The 13,408-nt window shown below is 53.1% G+C and carries 11 protein-coding genes and 1 pseudogene; 8 read left to right on the plus strand and 4 right to left on the minus strand.

Going from position 1 to position 13,408, the window contains the following annotated elements; genetic code table 11:
* Nucleotides 1-5 precede the first annotated feature (5 nt).
* Nucleotides 6-1,850, plus strand: coding sequence for an alpha-amylase family protein (locus G614_RS0101810; protein ID WP_027640549.1), 1,845 nt, complete (start codon nucleotides 6-8; stop codon nucleotides 1,848-1,850).
* A gap of 219 nt (nucleotides 1,851-2,069) precedes the next feature.
* Nucleotides 2,070-2,216: pseudogene (locus tag G614_RS29590) on the plus strand (HAD hydrolase family protein); the annotation flags it as partial.
* Here the strand turns inward: G614_RS29590 and G614_RS0101825 are convergent.
* Nucleotides 2,198-3,538 carry a sensor histidine kinase gene (locus tag G614_RS0101825; RefSeq protein WP_027640550.1) on the minus strand — a complete coding sequence of 447 codons (1,341 nt, stop codon included), beginning with the start codon at nucleotides 3,536-3,538 and terminating at the stop codon, nucleotides 2,198-2,200. The pseudogene G614_RS29590 and the gene G614_RS0101825 sit on opposite strands and share 19 nt — an antisense overlap.
* Entirely contained in the window at nucleotides 3,531-4,217 is a 687-nt protein-coding gene (locus G614_RS0101830; RefSeq protein WP_027640551.1) for a response regulator transcription factor, read from the minus strand. Before G614_RS0101830 ends, G614_RS0101825 begins: the two co-directional genes overlap by 8 nt.
* Nucleotides 4,218-4,369: 152 nt before the next feature.
* On the opposite strand from G614_RS0101830, the gene G614_RS0101835 reads away from it, so the two are divergent.
* Genes G614_RS0101835 through G614_RS0101855 form a run of 5 tightly spaced genes read left to right on the plus strand, consistent with a single transcriptional unit; the run spans nucleotide 4,370 to nucleotide 11,106 of the window.
* A complete protein-coding gene (locus tag G614_RS0101835) occupies nucleotides 4,370-6,634 on the plus strand; it encodes an extracellular solute-binding protein (RefSeq protein ID WP_027640552.1) in 2,265 nt (754 codons plus the stop codon).
* A complete protein-coding gene (locus G614_RS0101840; RefSeq protein WP_027640553.1) occupies nucleotides 6,597-7,508 on the plus strand; it encodes a carbohydrate ABC transporter permease in 912 nt (303 codons plus the stop codon). Before G614_RS0101835 ends, G614_RS0101840 begins: the two co-directional genes overlap by 38 nt.
* Nucleotides 7,505-8,347, plus strand: a complete 843-nt coding sequence (locus G614_RS0101845; protein ID WP_022200801.1) for a carbohydrate ABC transporter permease — start codon at nucleotides 7,505-7,507, stop codon at nucleotides 8,345-8,347. The genes G614_RS0101840 and G614_RS0101845 overlap by 4 nt, the downstream gene beginning before the upstream one ends.
* A gap of 6 nt (nucleotides 8,348-8,353) precedes the next feature.
* Nucleotides 8,354-10,036, plus strand: coding sequence for an HlyD family efflux transporter periplasmic adaptor subunit (locus tag G614_RS0101850; RefSeq protein WP_027640554.1), 1,683 nt, complete (start codon nucleotides 8,354-8,356; stop codon nucleotides 10,034-10,036).
* Nucleotides 10,033-11,106, plus strand: coding sequence for an ABC transporter permease (locus tag G614_RS0101855; protein WP_027640555.1), 1,074 nt, complete (start codon nucleotides 10,033-10,035; stop codon nucleotides 11,104-11,106). Before G614_RS0101850 ends, G614_RS0101855 begins: the two co-directional genes overlap by 4 nt.
* Before the next feature lie 63 nt (nucleotides 11,107-11,169).
* Here the strand turns inward: G614_RS0101855 and G614_RS26570 are convergent, their stop codons facing one another.
* Complete coding sequence (locus tag G614_RS26570; RefSeq protein ID WP_049948037.1) at nucleotides 11,170-11,844, minus strand: N-acetylmuramoyl-L-alanine amidase family protein; 675 nt, start codon at nucleotides 11,842-11,844, stop codon at nucleotides 11,170-11,172.
* Between the two features lie 27 nt (nucleotides 11,845-11,871).
* Nucleotides 11,872-12,861 carry a PfkB family carbohydrate kinase gene (locus G614_RS0101865; RefSeq protein ID WP_027640556.1) on the minus strand — a complete coding sequence of 330 codons (990 nt, stop codon included), beginning with the start codon at nucleotides 12,859-12,861 and terminating at the stop codon, nucleotides 11,872-11,874.
* Between the two features lie 211 nt (nucleotides 12,862-13,072).
* Here G614_RS0101865 and G614_RS0101870 point away from each other — a divergent pair, with 211 nt between their 5' ends.
* A complete protein-coding gene (locus tag G614_RS0101870; RefSeq protein ID WP_027640557.1) occupies nucleotides 13,073-13,408 on the plus strand; it encodes a hypothetical protein in 336 nt (111 codons plus the stop codon).

Here is a 13,408-nt window from a genome sequence, read left to right on the forward strand (position 1 = left end):
TAGGGATGAAGCGCGATAAAATCTACAAAGGACGCCTGGATAAGCATATGGATGAACTGAAGTGGCTGTATATGGAGCTCTACAACAGCCAGGATATGTTTGACGGGCTGTTGGAGGGAATGGAGGGGTTTTACGTGGAGCGCACAGAACGGCTCAGAACTCTGGATGCTTCCAGGGAAGAGGACCCGTGCTGGTACAGAAAGAGCTCTATGCTGGGCATGATGATGTACGCGGATCATTTCGCGGGCAGCCTGAAAGGCGTGGAAGGAAAGCTGGATTATATTGAGCAGTGCCATGTGAATTATCTCCACCTTATGCCTCTCTTAGATACCCCCAGGGGACGCTCGGACGGTGGATATGCCGTATCTGACTTCAGAAAGGTGAGGGAGGATTTGGGAACCATGGAGGACCTGGAACAGCTGGCCCGTGACTGCCACGATAGAGGAATCAGCCTTTGCCTGGATTTTGTGATGAACCATACGTCGGAGGAGCATGAGTGGGCCAGAAGGGCAAGGGCAGGGGAGAAGGAATACCAGGACAGATACTTTTTCTTTGACAGCTGGACGGTTCCCTCCATGTTTGAGGAGACAGTGCCCCAGGTATTTCCCACCACGGCGCCGGGAAACTTCACCTATCTGCCGGAAACAGGACAGCATGTGATGACCACCTTTTATCCCTATCAATGGGACCTGAATTACAGAAATCCCGTTGTCTTTAATGAGATGATGTTCAATTTCCTCTACCTGGCAAACCGCGGGGTGGATGTACTGAGGATTGATGCGGTTCCCTACATATGGAAGGAATTGGGGACGGACTGCCGCAATCTTCCCAGGGTCCACACCATTGTCAGGATGATGCGCATGATTGGAGAAATCGTGTGTCCCGGTATCCTGCTGCTGGGGGAAGTGGTCATGGAACCGGAGAAGGTGGCACCCTATTTTGGAACCGTGGAAAAGCCGGAATGCCATATGCTATACAATGTGACCACCATGGCAGCCATCTGGAATACGGCAGCCACAAAGGATGTAAGACTCTTAAAGAGCCAGATGGAGACGGTCAGTTCCCTGCCATCCACCTGCACCTTCCTCAATTATCTGCGGTGTCACGATGATATAGGCTGGGGACTGGATTACCCTCTTTTGGAGAAGTGGGGGATGAGACAGGTTCCCCATAAGAAATTTCTGAATGATTTCTTTACAGGCAGGATACCGGAGAGCTTCAGCCGGGGCGTCCTGTACAATGACGACCCGGTCACAGGCGACGCCCGGTTCTGCGGAACCACTGCCTCTATGTGCGGTGTGGAAAAGGCGGGATTCTGCCATGACAGGCAGGCCATGGAGAAGGCTGTCAGGCTGGATACCATGCTCCACGCATTCATGCTGTTTCAGTCGGGCATCCCTGTGCTGTACAGCGGGGACGAGGTGGCCCAGGTCAATGATTATACCTATAAGGACAATCCTGAAAAAGCGCCGGATTCCCGGTATATACACAGGGGAGATTTTCAGTGGGAACTGGCGGAACGGATAAATGAACCGGAAACAGTCCAGAATCGTATTTTCCATAATCTGGAACAGCTGGAGGCCATACGGGCCGGGGAACCCTTATTGGATGCCGGGTGTCCCTTCCGCACATTGGAGACTTGGGATAACTCTGTTCTGGGTATGGTAAGGCAGGGCGGCAGGGACGGAAAACTCATCGGTCTATTTAATTTCAGCGGAGAACGCCGCATTGCGTGGATTGATGAAAGGGACGGCATGTATGGGGATATGGTTACAGGAGACCTCATGGAAGCATCCGGCGTCAGTCTGCCTGGTTACGGATTTCTGTGGATGAAGCGTCAGTGCGGATGACAAAGCCATATTCCGCTGTGCTGTTGTCCGCCCACCGGCAGTTTACGCGGAACCCTCTCAAAATACCTGCTTCCATATAGGAAGACATATCAGAACTCAGCATGGCTGCCCCGTTGACATTCAGGGAAAAACCGGCTGTGCTGCCGGAACAGGCCAGGGTAAATTCCTCTGTGGCCTGTTCATTGTATTTAGGGGAACCGTCATCGTGATGCCGACAATGACACTCAGGTGCTTCAGATTGCCGGGCTCTCCGTTGCCATAATCAATGCCCTGCCGCACATTAAGGAACTGTGCGATGTGGTGGTGGCTGACAATGACCACGACGGCTGTGCCGAGGCAGTGGACCGTTACCTGCCGGATGCATGAGACTCAGGTTCGGCAGGCAGGCGGACCAGGAAACAGGCGCCTCCGTCCGGTGAATCCGATACGCTTATGGTGCCTCTGTGGAGTTGTACCAGTTCCTTTGCAATACTGAGCCCCAGCCCGTAATTCTGCTTGTGGCTTCTGGCGCTGTCTCCCCGGTAGAACCGGTTAAATATATGTTTCTTTGTCTCGTCGTCCATGCCGCAGCCCTGGTCTGATACGGTGAGGCAGACCATGCTCCGGCCGCGGGAGAGCAGATGCTTATCCGTCTGTACGGATGCGGCCAGACTGACACTGCAGCCTCTTGGCGTGTAGCGCAGGGCATTGTCCAGGAGGACGGCAAAAATCTGTTCCAGGCGGTTTTCATCGCCGGATACCCTGGGCAGGGAGGTTTCGGGCAGGTCCAGCTTCAGGCAGACTCCCTTGTCCTGGTACAGCGGCTCAAACCGCTCGTAGATACTGATTAGAAGGGTATCCATGTCCAGGGAGGAGGTCCTGAGGCTCCATTGTCCGGTGTCGGCTGAGGCCAGAAGCAGCATGTCGCCCACCAGACAGGACATGCGGGAACACTCCCGGTCCATATTATCCATGAATTTCTCCCTTTGGTCAGGGGCTGTCCGTGCAGCGCATATGCTGGAGCGGATGACCGCAAGGGGAGCCCTCAGCTCATGGGATGCTGCCGCTATGAATTCATTCTGTTGTTTCTGGCTTTCCGCCAATGGTTTTAAGGACTTTCCCACCAATACCCAGCTGACGGACATCAGCGCGGCGATGCCGGCCAGATTGAGAAGAAAGAACAGGATACCCTGCCGGTACAGGCCGAATCCCATGGGGTCCTTGTAGGCAAGCAGTGTCAGGCTCTGAAAGCCTGTCCGTGTGGGAAGGACAAGCACGCTGCCCAGATAGGTGTCATTGCAGTCCCCAGTCACCGTAAATACAGAGCTCCTGAGCAGGGATGAGGATACCGGCCTTGATGACGGGTCAATGCGCTCGGACATGGCGGCTTCCCTGGCCCGCATGATTAAAGTGTCCCGACCGCTGGCCGGAGTCCAGGAACCGCGGTAAAGGAGAGGCTTGCCGTTGTCCTCGATATGTATAATCAGGCGGTTATCGCTCTCCAGCCTGGACAGCCAGGTGCAGCTGATAGTGGTGCCGGACTGGAGCCGGGAGGTGATGTTAAGGATTTGGTTTTGAAAGGAAACCAGGGTTTTTTTGTTGAATTCCCTGGCGCTTATGACCAGGATGCCGATGACCACCAGGGTCAGAATCAGTCCGGTGGTAATGGTAAAAAGGGCGGTGAGCTGCCGCCGGAGCCGTTTAATCATGGGTCCCTCCGTTTTCCAGGCGGTATCCGATTCCGTGGACCGTCTTAATCTGGGGCAGGGCTCCTATGGATTTGAGGCGCCGCCTCAGAAAATAGATATAGTTGTCCAGATTCCCCTCCTCCACATCGGAGTCGGGACCCCATATGTAAGACAGAATCAGCCCTCTGGGAAGGACCTGGCCTGCGTTGCGAATCAGGTATTCCATCAGGGCGGATTCACGTTTGCTCAGCTGCAGGGTTCCCTGGGGACCTGTGAGCTCCCTTTTCTCCGGGTCCAGGCTGATGTTGGAGCAGGCGGCCGCGGGACTCTGCTTAAAATTACCCGGCCGCCTGGTTAGGGCCCGGATTCTGGCAAGCAGTTCCTCCGCGGCATAGGGCTTCACCAGATAATCGTCGGCGCCCGCGTCCAGGCCGTCAATCCTGTCGTTGATGCCGTCCAGGGCAGTGGTGATGATGACCGGCGTGGCAATATTCATTCTCCTTAAGCCGCCCAGGACGCTGAGTCCGTCCATCTGGGGAAGCATCCGGTCCAGTATGATTACATCGTAGGGGTATTCAGCCGCATAATAAAAGGCTTCCTGCCCCTGGCCGCAGCAGTCAGTCTCGTATCCCGCCCGCTCTAACTGGAGCTTTATGGCGTCACATAATTCCTTATCATCTTCAACCAATAAAATCCGCATTGTTCCATCCTCATTGTCATTAATATATGAAACCATTATATCAGACAAATCTCTAAAAAATCTAAAAGAAATTTTTCCATTTTTTCAGTTTTTTTAGAGATTTGTTTGATATGATACATGGGACATGAATATTGTCCAGGAGGAGAATTACAATGAAAAAGAAACTTATGAGCCTGTGTCTGGCTGTCAGCATACTGGCAGGATGCCTGTGGGGCTGCGCTAACCCGTCCGGTACAGCAGGCGGCAGCACAAGTGAACAGCAGACGGAATCAAAGAGACAGGAGGAAAAGCAGCAGCAGGAGGGCCCAAGGGGAAGATACGCGGAGAGCAGTATAGGCATTCCCCTGGAAGAAGGGGAGACAGCCGCCGATATCATCCAGACAGAGGACCAGGTCCTGGAGCTGTATACGGTCAAGGACAAAAAAGCTTACAGATACATATGGACGGGTGAAAAATGGGAGAAACAGGACAACAGCCTGCTGGAGGGACTGGAGTTTCCTTACGGGACCCTGCACATGATATGGGGGGAGGATGGAAACCGGTATGTGCTGTACCAGGGCGGGGATGATTATAAGACATTCATGATGAAACTGACAGAGGGGCAGGAGCCTCTGATGCTTCTGGACCAGGTCTTTTCCGCCAAAAATGAACGGGAATATTACGATGTGAGGCCTGACTTTGCGGCGGTGTCGGAGGAGGGACTTATTTTCCTGTCCCACAGCAGGGTGACGGACGTGTACACGCCTGAGGGCGACCTGGTTCTTACCCTGCCCCAGAAGTGGAGTTCCATGGAATGGAAGGACTCGGGCCTGCTCATGGGGAACAGATATATCACGAACGGCGACAGCTCCTATATCAGCTACGATATTTCCGGCATGTCAGCGTCCGCCAAAGAGGAGATACCATTCCAGTCACCGGATTTTGACATGTGGGCTCCCATGGCATCTGACGGAAGCGGGGGAATATACATTGCCAATCCCCGGGGAATCCACCATATGAATCAGGGGGGAAGCCTGTGGGAGACCGTGGCTGACGGCACCCTTAATTCCCTGAGCCTTCCAAGCGCTAATCTCAGGAAGCTGTTTGTGGGAAACCAGAATGACTTTTATGTCTGGATGACCCAGGATGAGAAGGAAGAACTGAAACATTATACATATGACCCGCAGATGCCTTCCGTGCCCACCCAGACACTGACTGTATACGGGCTGAATCTGGAAGAGACAGATACCATTCGCCAGGCAGCTTCCATGTTCCAGCTGGAACACCCGGATGTCAGGGTGGAATTGATTGACGGCCAGACCTCGGCAGGCAGCACCACGGTATCCGACACCATAAGGGCCCTGAATACAGAGCTTTTAGGCGGAAATGGGGCGGACCTGCTGGTTCTGGACGGTCTCCCGGCGGAGTCCTATATAAAAAAGGGGATTCTTGAGGACATGAAGGAATACTTAAGTCCCATGATAGCTTCGGGAGAGCTGATGGAGCAGGTGTCAAAGCCTTATACAGAGGAAAGCGGGAGTATTTACCAGATTCCCACCAGGATGACGCTGCTGGCTGCCTATGGGGACAGCCAGGCCGTAGCCAGCCTTGTGTCCATGGAAGCCATGAGAGCCTACCAGAAGGATTCGTCCAATCTTCCCCTGCGGCCCAAGACAAATTATGAGAGTCTGCTGCGTCAGATTCTGATGCTGAAATACGATGAAATCGTGGATATGCATACGGGAAAGCCGTATCCGGATAAAATTAAGGAACTGTTGGAGACCGTGAAGGTCCTGGGTGAGGCAAACGGTGCCAAGCCTGCCTTTGACGAGTCTGAGGATGGTGGACGGGGCAATGTCTACAACCTTATTCCGGGAGCGGATGGACTGCTGACAAGCGAATACAACTGTGTGGACCAGGGTATGAGTGCCATTGCAATCGACAAGATAGGAGGCATGTACGATGTCCTGCTGCCTCTGGCAGTACAGAGAAAGCACGGATTCACTATGGAAAATGTAAATGCATCCTACCTGCCGGCAGGTACCATGGGAATCAACCAGGCCTGCCGGAACAAGGAGATGGCAAGGGAATTCATTCTCTTTGTGCTGGGACGTGATGTCCAGTCAAAGGACCTTTCAGACGGCCTTCCGGTCAATGCCCTGGCAGCCCGTGACTGGGTGGGGCGGGAAAATACAAGCGGTACATCCATTGCTGTCAGCGGAGCTGACGGTTACGAGCTGACAGGCAGCTGGCCCACAAAGGAAGAACGCCTGCTGGTATTTGATACCGCAGCCAGGGCGGATCATCCCATTCGGATGGACCGGGTTTTGACGGATATTATCATCAATGAGACAAAAGGATTTTTTGAGGGGAAACTGTCCCTGGAACAGGCAGCTCAGAATGCGCAGAACAAAGCAATGTTGTATTTTTCAGAGTAGAAAAGGCATAAAAAAATATTTCGGGAACCGGTTTGGCATCCAGCTCAGGAATATGAGGCCATGGCTGTTCCTGGCCCCAAGTCTGGCGGGGACAGCCATATTTGTGCTCATACCCTTTGTGAATGTGGTGGTCCGCTCCTTTTTCCAGGCAGTGGGCGGGCAGTTTGTGGGCATGGAGAATTTCATACAGGTCTTTCACAGCCAGGCATTCCGGCTGGCTGTGAAGAATACCCTGCATTTTATCCTGGTGTGCATCCCTGTGCTGATGGCCTTTTCACTGTGGGCAGCGGTGCTTGTGACAGCGGCCGCGGACAGCCGGAACCTGTATAAGACAACGCTCCTGCTGCCCATGGCCATACCGGTGGCCTCCGTTGTGCTGCTGTGGAAGCTGCTGCTTTATCCTCAGGGGCTCCTTGACCAGCTGGTGGTATGGGCAGGCGGGAGGGAACAGGACTGGCTGAATCAGGGAAGTGCCTTTTATATCCTGGTGCTGACCTATATATGGAAAAACACAGGCTACGACATGATGCTCTGGCTGGCCGGACTGGACGGAATACCAAAAGAGCTTTTCGAGGCAGCAAAGGTGGACGGAGCCGGTTCCTGGCAGAGCTTTTTCCATGTGGCTCTGCCGGGGCTTAAGAGCACGGCCTTTCTGGTGCTGGTGCTGTCTGTCGTCAATTCCTTTAAGGTGTTCAGGGAGGCATACCTTATATCAGGGGATTATCCCCATGAGAGTATCTACATGCTCCAGCACCTGTTCAACCATTGGTTTGTATCCCTGGACATTCAGAAGATGAGCGCGGCATCCGTGATGGTGGAGACATCCATTTTGATTCCGGTGCTGCTATGGACCTGGAAGAGGAAAAAGAGATGATAAAACGTATTTTGACAAATGCAGTCCTCATTTTGCTGTGCCTTTTTATATGGCTTCCCCTTTTTCTCATGGCGGGCAACGCGCTGATGTCTGAAGGGGAGATGCTTGAACGTTTCGGCGCTGTCTTTGGCATGGGAAACGCCCCCATAAAGGCAGCCCTTATTCCCTCCTATCCAACGCTAAGCCCCTTTGTGGAGCTGCTTGTGGATTCTCCGGGGTTTTATGTGATGTTCTGGAATTCCTGCCTGCAGACCGGGCTGGTGTTAGCAGGGCAGCTGCTTATAGCGCTTCCGGGAGCCTGGGCCTTTGCCCACTTCCGTTTTCCCGGAAAAAGGGCATTGTTTCTTTTCTATATCATTCTGATGATGCAGCCTTTTCAGGTGACCATGGTCCCAAATTATCTGGTCCTTAAGCAGTTTCATCTTTTAAATACCCATCTGGCGGTCATTCTGCCGGGAATCTTTTCCGCATTTCCGGTCTTTATCATGACAAAATTCTTTGCATCCATTCCAACGCCTCTCATAGAAGCGGCAAGGCTGGACGGAGCCAGTGACTTTTCTATATTTTTGAAGGTGGGTATACCAGTGGGACGGCCGGGAATCATTTCCATGCTGGTGCTGGGATTCCTGGAATATTGGAATGCCATTGAACAGCCCATGACATTTTTAAAGGAGCAGAGACTTTGGCCGCTGTCCCTTTATCTGCCGGACATTACGGCTGATAAGGCAGGCGCTGCCTGGTCTGCCTCGGTCATCATGATGATGCTTCCTGTCCTTCTGTTCATCATGGGCCAGGAGACACTGGAGCAGGGGATTGCCGCATCAGGAATCAAGGAGTGAGAGTCAATGAACGTGAAAAAAGCAGCGGCCATATTCCTGGCCCTTATGGCAGCTCTGACCTTTCTGTCCAGGGCCCTGGATTCATTTACCGTCATACGGGTGAAGACAGGGTATGGAAAGCAGGATGTGATCCCCTACGCAATACAGGGAGAGGGAGAGCTTACTGCCGGAAGAACGGTATACATATCACTGCCGGAGAACATGCAGGTGGAGGAAATCACAGCCAGGCCCGGACAGTCTGTTAAGGCAGGAGACACGGTCCTGACCCTTCAGATGGAAGGACTTGAGGAGGAGCGGGATGCTCTGACCCTGGAGTACAAAAAGGCAGAGCTGACGTTTAAACAGGAGCAGATGTCCTTTGCTCCAGTCCCGCGGGTGACTGAGGAGACTCTGGCGCTGCAGCAGCTGGCCGCGGCCCAGAGAGCCCTGGAACTGGGAAACCAGGAATTGGCGAAGGCGAAGGAGGACCATGAGAAGGCATCCATTGAACTGGAGCACGATTATGTGCAGAAGAAGAACCGGACCAGGGAGCAGGTGAAGGAGGATAACCGCAAGGCTATGAAAAGTGCCAGAAGATCATATGAGTCGGCCCAGAAGTCCAGGGATTCTGCTGTGAGAAAGGCGGAGCGGGAAGTGGAGGATAAGCAGAAAAAACTGGACCGCCTGGAGGAGCAGGGGGCTTCCGAAGAGGAGCTGGAACGGGCTAAGCTGGAGTTTGATAGGGCCGGAGAGGATTTGGAGGACATCCGGGATGAAGAGGACCTGAAGGTAGAGGAAGCCAGGGCAAAGATGTATGCGGCCGAGGAAGACTACGAGGATGTGGATTACGGGGAAAGGGAAAACCAGGAGGACCTGCGAAGGGCGTATGAGGACGCCTTGAAGGCAGAGGATGACAAGCTGGAGCAAGCCGGAAGAAAGGTCCGGGATTTGGAGGAAAGCCTGTATCAGGCCATGGAGAAGGTGGAAAACGCAAGGGTATCGGATGCCGGTACAGCGGCAGGGGAAGCGGCCGGAAGGGGAATGTCCGGCCTGAAACAGGAGTCCATGAAACTGGACATGGAGGAGATTCAAAAAAAGCAGAGGAAGATAGAGGAATTAATAGATGCCAAAGGACAAATCAAGGCATCGGTGGATGGGGTTGTGGTGGATACCGGATTACAGGCAGGGGACCGGATCCAGGACGGACATCAGGTCAGGCTGGCTGTGGGCGGCCTGGAGATGAAGGCACAGATTGACAAGGAGACAGCCGGGGCAGGTCTCCTGAAAAAGGGTGTCAAGATGCAGGTGAAGCTGGCGGGACAGTCAAAGAATGTGGAAGCAGAGGTGGAATCCGTGGACCAGATGGCAGAGGACGGGAAAATCCAGGTGACAGCCAGGATGCAGGAAGGCGAGGGAAGGCTGGGAGACCTGGTATCCTTTGCCGTGAACATGGAATCCGGGGCATACCCTTGTGTAATTCCCATGGAGGCGCTGCGTGAGGATAATAAAGGATATTACTGTCTGGCGGCAGAGCCGGAAAAAACCATACTGGGAGAGGAGCTAAAAGCAGTGAGAATCCAGGTGGAGGTACTGGAAAAGAGCAGTTCTGCCGCTGCTGTGTCAGGTCTTGTGACAAAGGATATGAAGCTGATTACAGAATCCGGCAAACCAGTGAGTGAAGGAGACCGGGTCAGGGTGGTGGAAGAATGAAAAAATGGATCATACTTATACTCATTGCCGCCATATGGGGCTATGGGGCCATCCTGGCCTGGACCATGAGGGATGCGGGCAGCCAGGTATTTATATACTATGGAGAAGGGGAGGCGGTGGAGGAACAGCTGATTTCCCATGCACTGGACGGTGAACAGGAGCAGACCAGGAAAATGTTGCCTGAAATCACGGCCTGGTCCCGTGCGGAAAGGCTGAAGGTATTGAACCCCGGACTGGGAAGGTCAGAAGAGGCGGATTGCATCGCTGTATACGGACTTAAGGAAATGGCGTCATCACCCAGGCTGCTGGGAGGAACATACGGCTGCCGTTCAGACCAGGACGGATGCGTCATCAGCAGCGGCCTTGCCATGGAACTGTTCGGAGGTCTGGATGTAGCGGGAAAATATATCTGGTGCAGGCAGAAGCCCTACAGGATACGGGGAGTCACGGATGAATCATCCCATGTCATACTGCTGCCTGCCAAAGAGAAAGACGCCATGAGATACATGATGTTTACATACGTAAGGGAGGCAGAAAGTGGTGCAGAAGAAGGGACATCCCATGGGATGGAAACAGGAAAATCAGCGGCGGAAAAATTTCTTTACAGGAATGGGATTAAGTCCGGGAAGGTCCTGGTGGACGGAACGTATTTTTCCTCTGCCGCCGGCCTTGGAGTGTGTCTGCCGCTGTGGATAACTTCAGTATGGATGCTCTCTGGCCTTTCGGGAAGCAGGAGGGGGATAAGGGGGAGGACAAAGGAGAGTATAAAGAAGAGTATAAAGGCATTCATCCTGGCTGCCGTATTTTTCCTGGCGGGATTACTCCTGGCATGGAAGCTGGAGCTTAAGATACCTCCGGATTTGATTCCCAGCAGATGGTCTGATTTTGAATTCTGGGCCAGGAAGATAGAGGAACTGCGTTCCGATATGGCGGACATGGGGGAGGCAGGAGCTGTCTGGTGGCTGGCGCAGATGAAGGGCAGGCTGTCAGTGTGCCTGTTCTGTTCTTTTACAGGCGCAGCGGGAGGTGTTATCTGGGTGGCAAAATGCACAGGGCGTTCCGGGGAGTAAAGCAGATTCTCTCCGGGACGCCCTGGGGCTGTGTGGATTCATGTTCAGATATCTTTGGGTAGATTAAGTCCGTTTTCCGTTGCCGTCCACATAATAACCGTCCGGCGTTGTCTGGTCTGCATACATGGCGCCGCTGCTGTCCAGGTAGTACCAGGCCCCGTTGATGAACTGCCATCCTGTGAGCATGGCGCCGCTGCCGTCCAGGAAATACCAGCGTCCGTTGATGAACTGCCATCCGGTGAGCATGGCGCCGCTGCCGTCCAGGTAGTACCAGCGTCCGCCGAGATACTGCCACCCTGTGAGCATGACGCCGTCGCCGTTTATATAGTACCAGCGTCCGTCGACAGACTGCCAGCCGCGGGTCATGGCTCCGTTTCCGCCCAGATAATACCAGGAGCCGCTTATTTGCTGCCATCCGTTTAGCATGTAACCGTTCCGGTTGAAATAATACCAGGTGTTATTGATTTTTTCCCAGGTATTAGAGGGGTATCCCCCGTCATAGTATCTGTACCACCAGCCATGCTGGTTCTGGATCCAGGAGCCGTTTCCATTATTTGAAACCTGGCGTTCCGTGACCGTATTCTCACCGGAATAAGCGCTTTTTACGGTGAACTCCCTGCTGCTGGTCTTGGCGGTCACGGTCCCCGGCGCCTCGCCTGCTTTTGGTACAGGGTCGCATGTGAATGATAATTTTACCGTGTCAATCTTTTCTGTCGCTGCAAATGCCGTAATTCCCATGAAAACAGGAGTTCAATTTCAAACCTATTACGTATCTTTACAATTTTCTTCCAAAGAATCCCAGACATTCAGGCGCAGAAAATCCTCATCCTCCAGCCCTGCTCCGGCGTGTTCCACCACGGCGGCAGATATACGGTTGGCTGTGCGGATGGCTTTGTCCATGGGAAAACCTTTCATGCGGCATGCAATCACTGCACCCATGTGGCTGTCCCCGGCCCCGGTGGCATCCACCTGCCGGGCCGGACAACCGGGAATCAGGGCATATTTTCCGGAAGGCTCCATATAGAACGCGCCATGGCCACCCAGGGTGATGATGACATGATTGCGGGTAAGGGCTGTAAGGCGGTCAGCAGCTTCACGCAGGCGGTCGGCAGTCTTGCCTTCCCGGCAGAGGTTCACCGGCTGCTTATCTTCCAGGGGTCCCGTGATTCCCGTATATCCCATGGCCTCATCCCCATTGAGGTGCAGGATGGGGGACAGGGAAAACATGCGCTCCAGACTGCCTTGGGGGATGAAGCTGATTCTGGGACCCGGCGCAAAGTAAACAGTATATTCCGGGTGTTCTTCCAAGTAGTCCAGTATGACGCTTCCTGTATCCTCCTCCAGTTCCAGTCCGCACACATAGACACATCCGATGGAGAGAGGCTTTACCAGGCTGAACCACTGCCTTTCGAAACGGTATTCTGCGCCGTGAAGGGCCGCAAAGGTCCGCTCACCTGATTGTTCCACAAAGCAGTAGCAGCATCCATTATCTGCCGCAGGTGCGGGGATGAGAATGGGAATCTGCTTCCTTCCCAGATGCTCCCTCACATAGTTCCCATAAACCCCTGTACCCACCGGAGAAAACAGGGTGTATGGGACACCGGACTGGCGGAGGATTTCCGACACATTATAGGCACATCCTCCCAGGGACATGGTCTGGTTTTCCACAATCACATCCTCGCCGGTAACGGGCAGATGGGGGAGTCTGATAGTCACGTCCACCACAGTGGAACCGATGATTAATGCCTGTTTCAATTTCATTTCCTCCCATAAATCGTATTATTAAATGCTGGAGTGTAAGCTCCTGTGTTTATAACTAAGGATATACCATTTGGACAGAGGATGCAATCCTGCGTTAAATATAAGGGAAACGAAAGGGAAATTAATTTGATTCCGGGGCCTGGATTATATACAATAAATATTAGAAAGAGGAAAATTAAGGTAGAAAAGAAAGGAACATCATGGCATGTTCCAGATGCTATTCAGGGAGAGGAGAGCAGTATCTGTTCCGGGTTTGGGACCTCAAAACCTTCCAGACGGCAGTCCCGGAACCATGGACGCCCAGGAGAATCCATTTGCCAATATTGACGGCAACAGATTGTACGAGGTACAGAATTATATCATAAAGACAGGTCATATTTATGATACAAGCCCATTATTGGCCTCCAAGACATGGTGGGACAGCCTCTCTGCTTCGGACCAGGAGCTGATTCAGGAATGTGTAGACGAGATGATTGTTTATGAACGTGAACTTTCTGCTTCCAATGAGACAGTGTTGACGAAATCAACGGAAAGTATATGA

Source organism: [Clostridium] clostridioforme AGR2157 (genome assembly GCF_000424325.1).
Classification (GTDB): Bacteria; Bacillota; Clostridia; order Lachnospirales; family Lachnospiraceae; genus Enterocloster; species Enterocloster clostridioformis_A.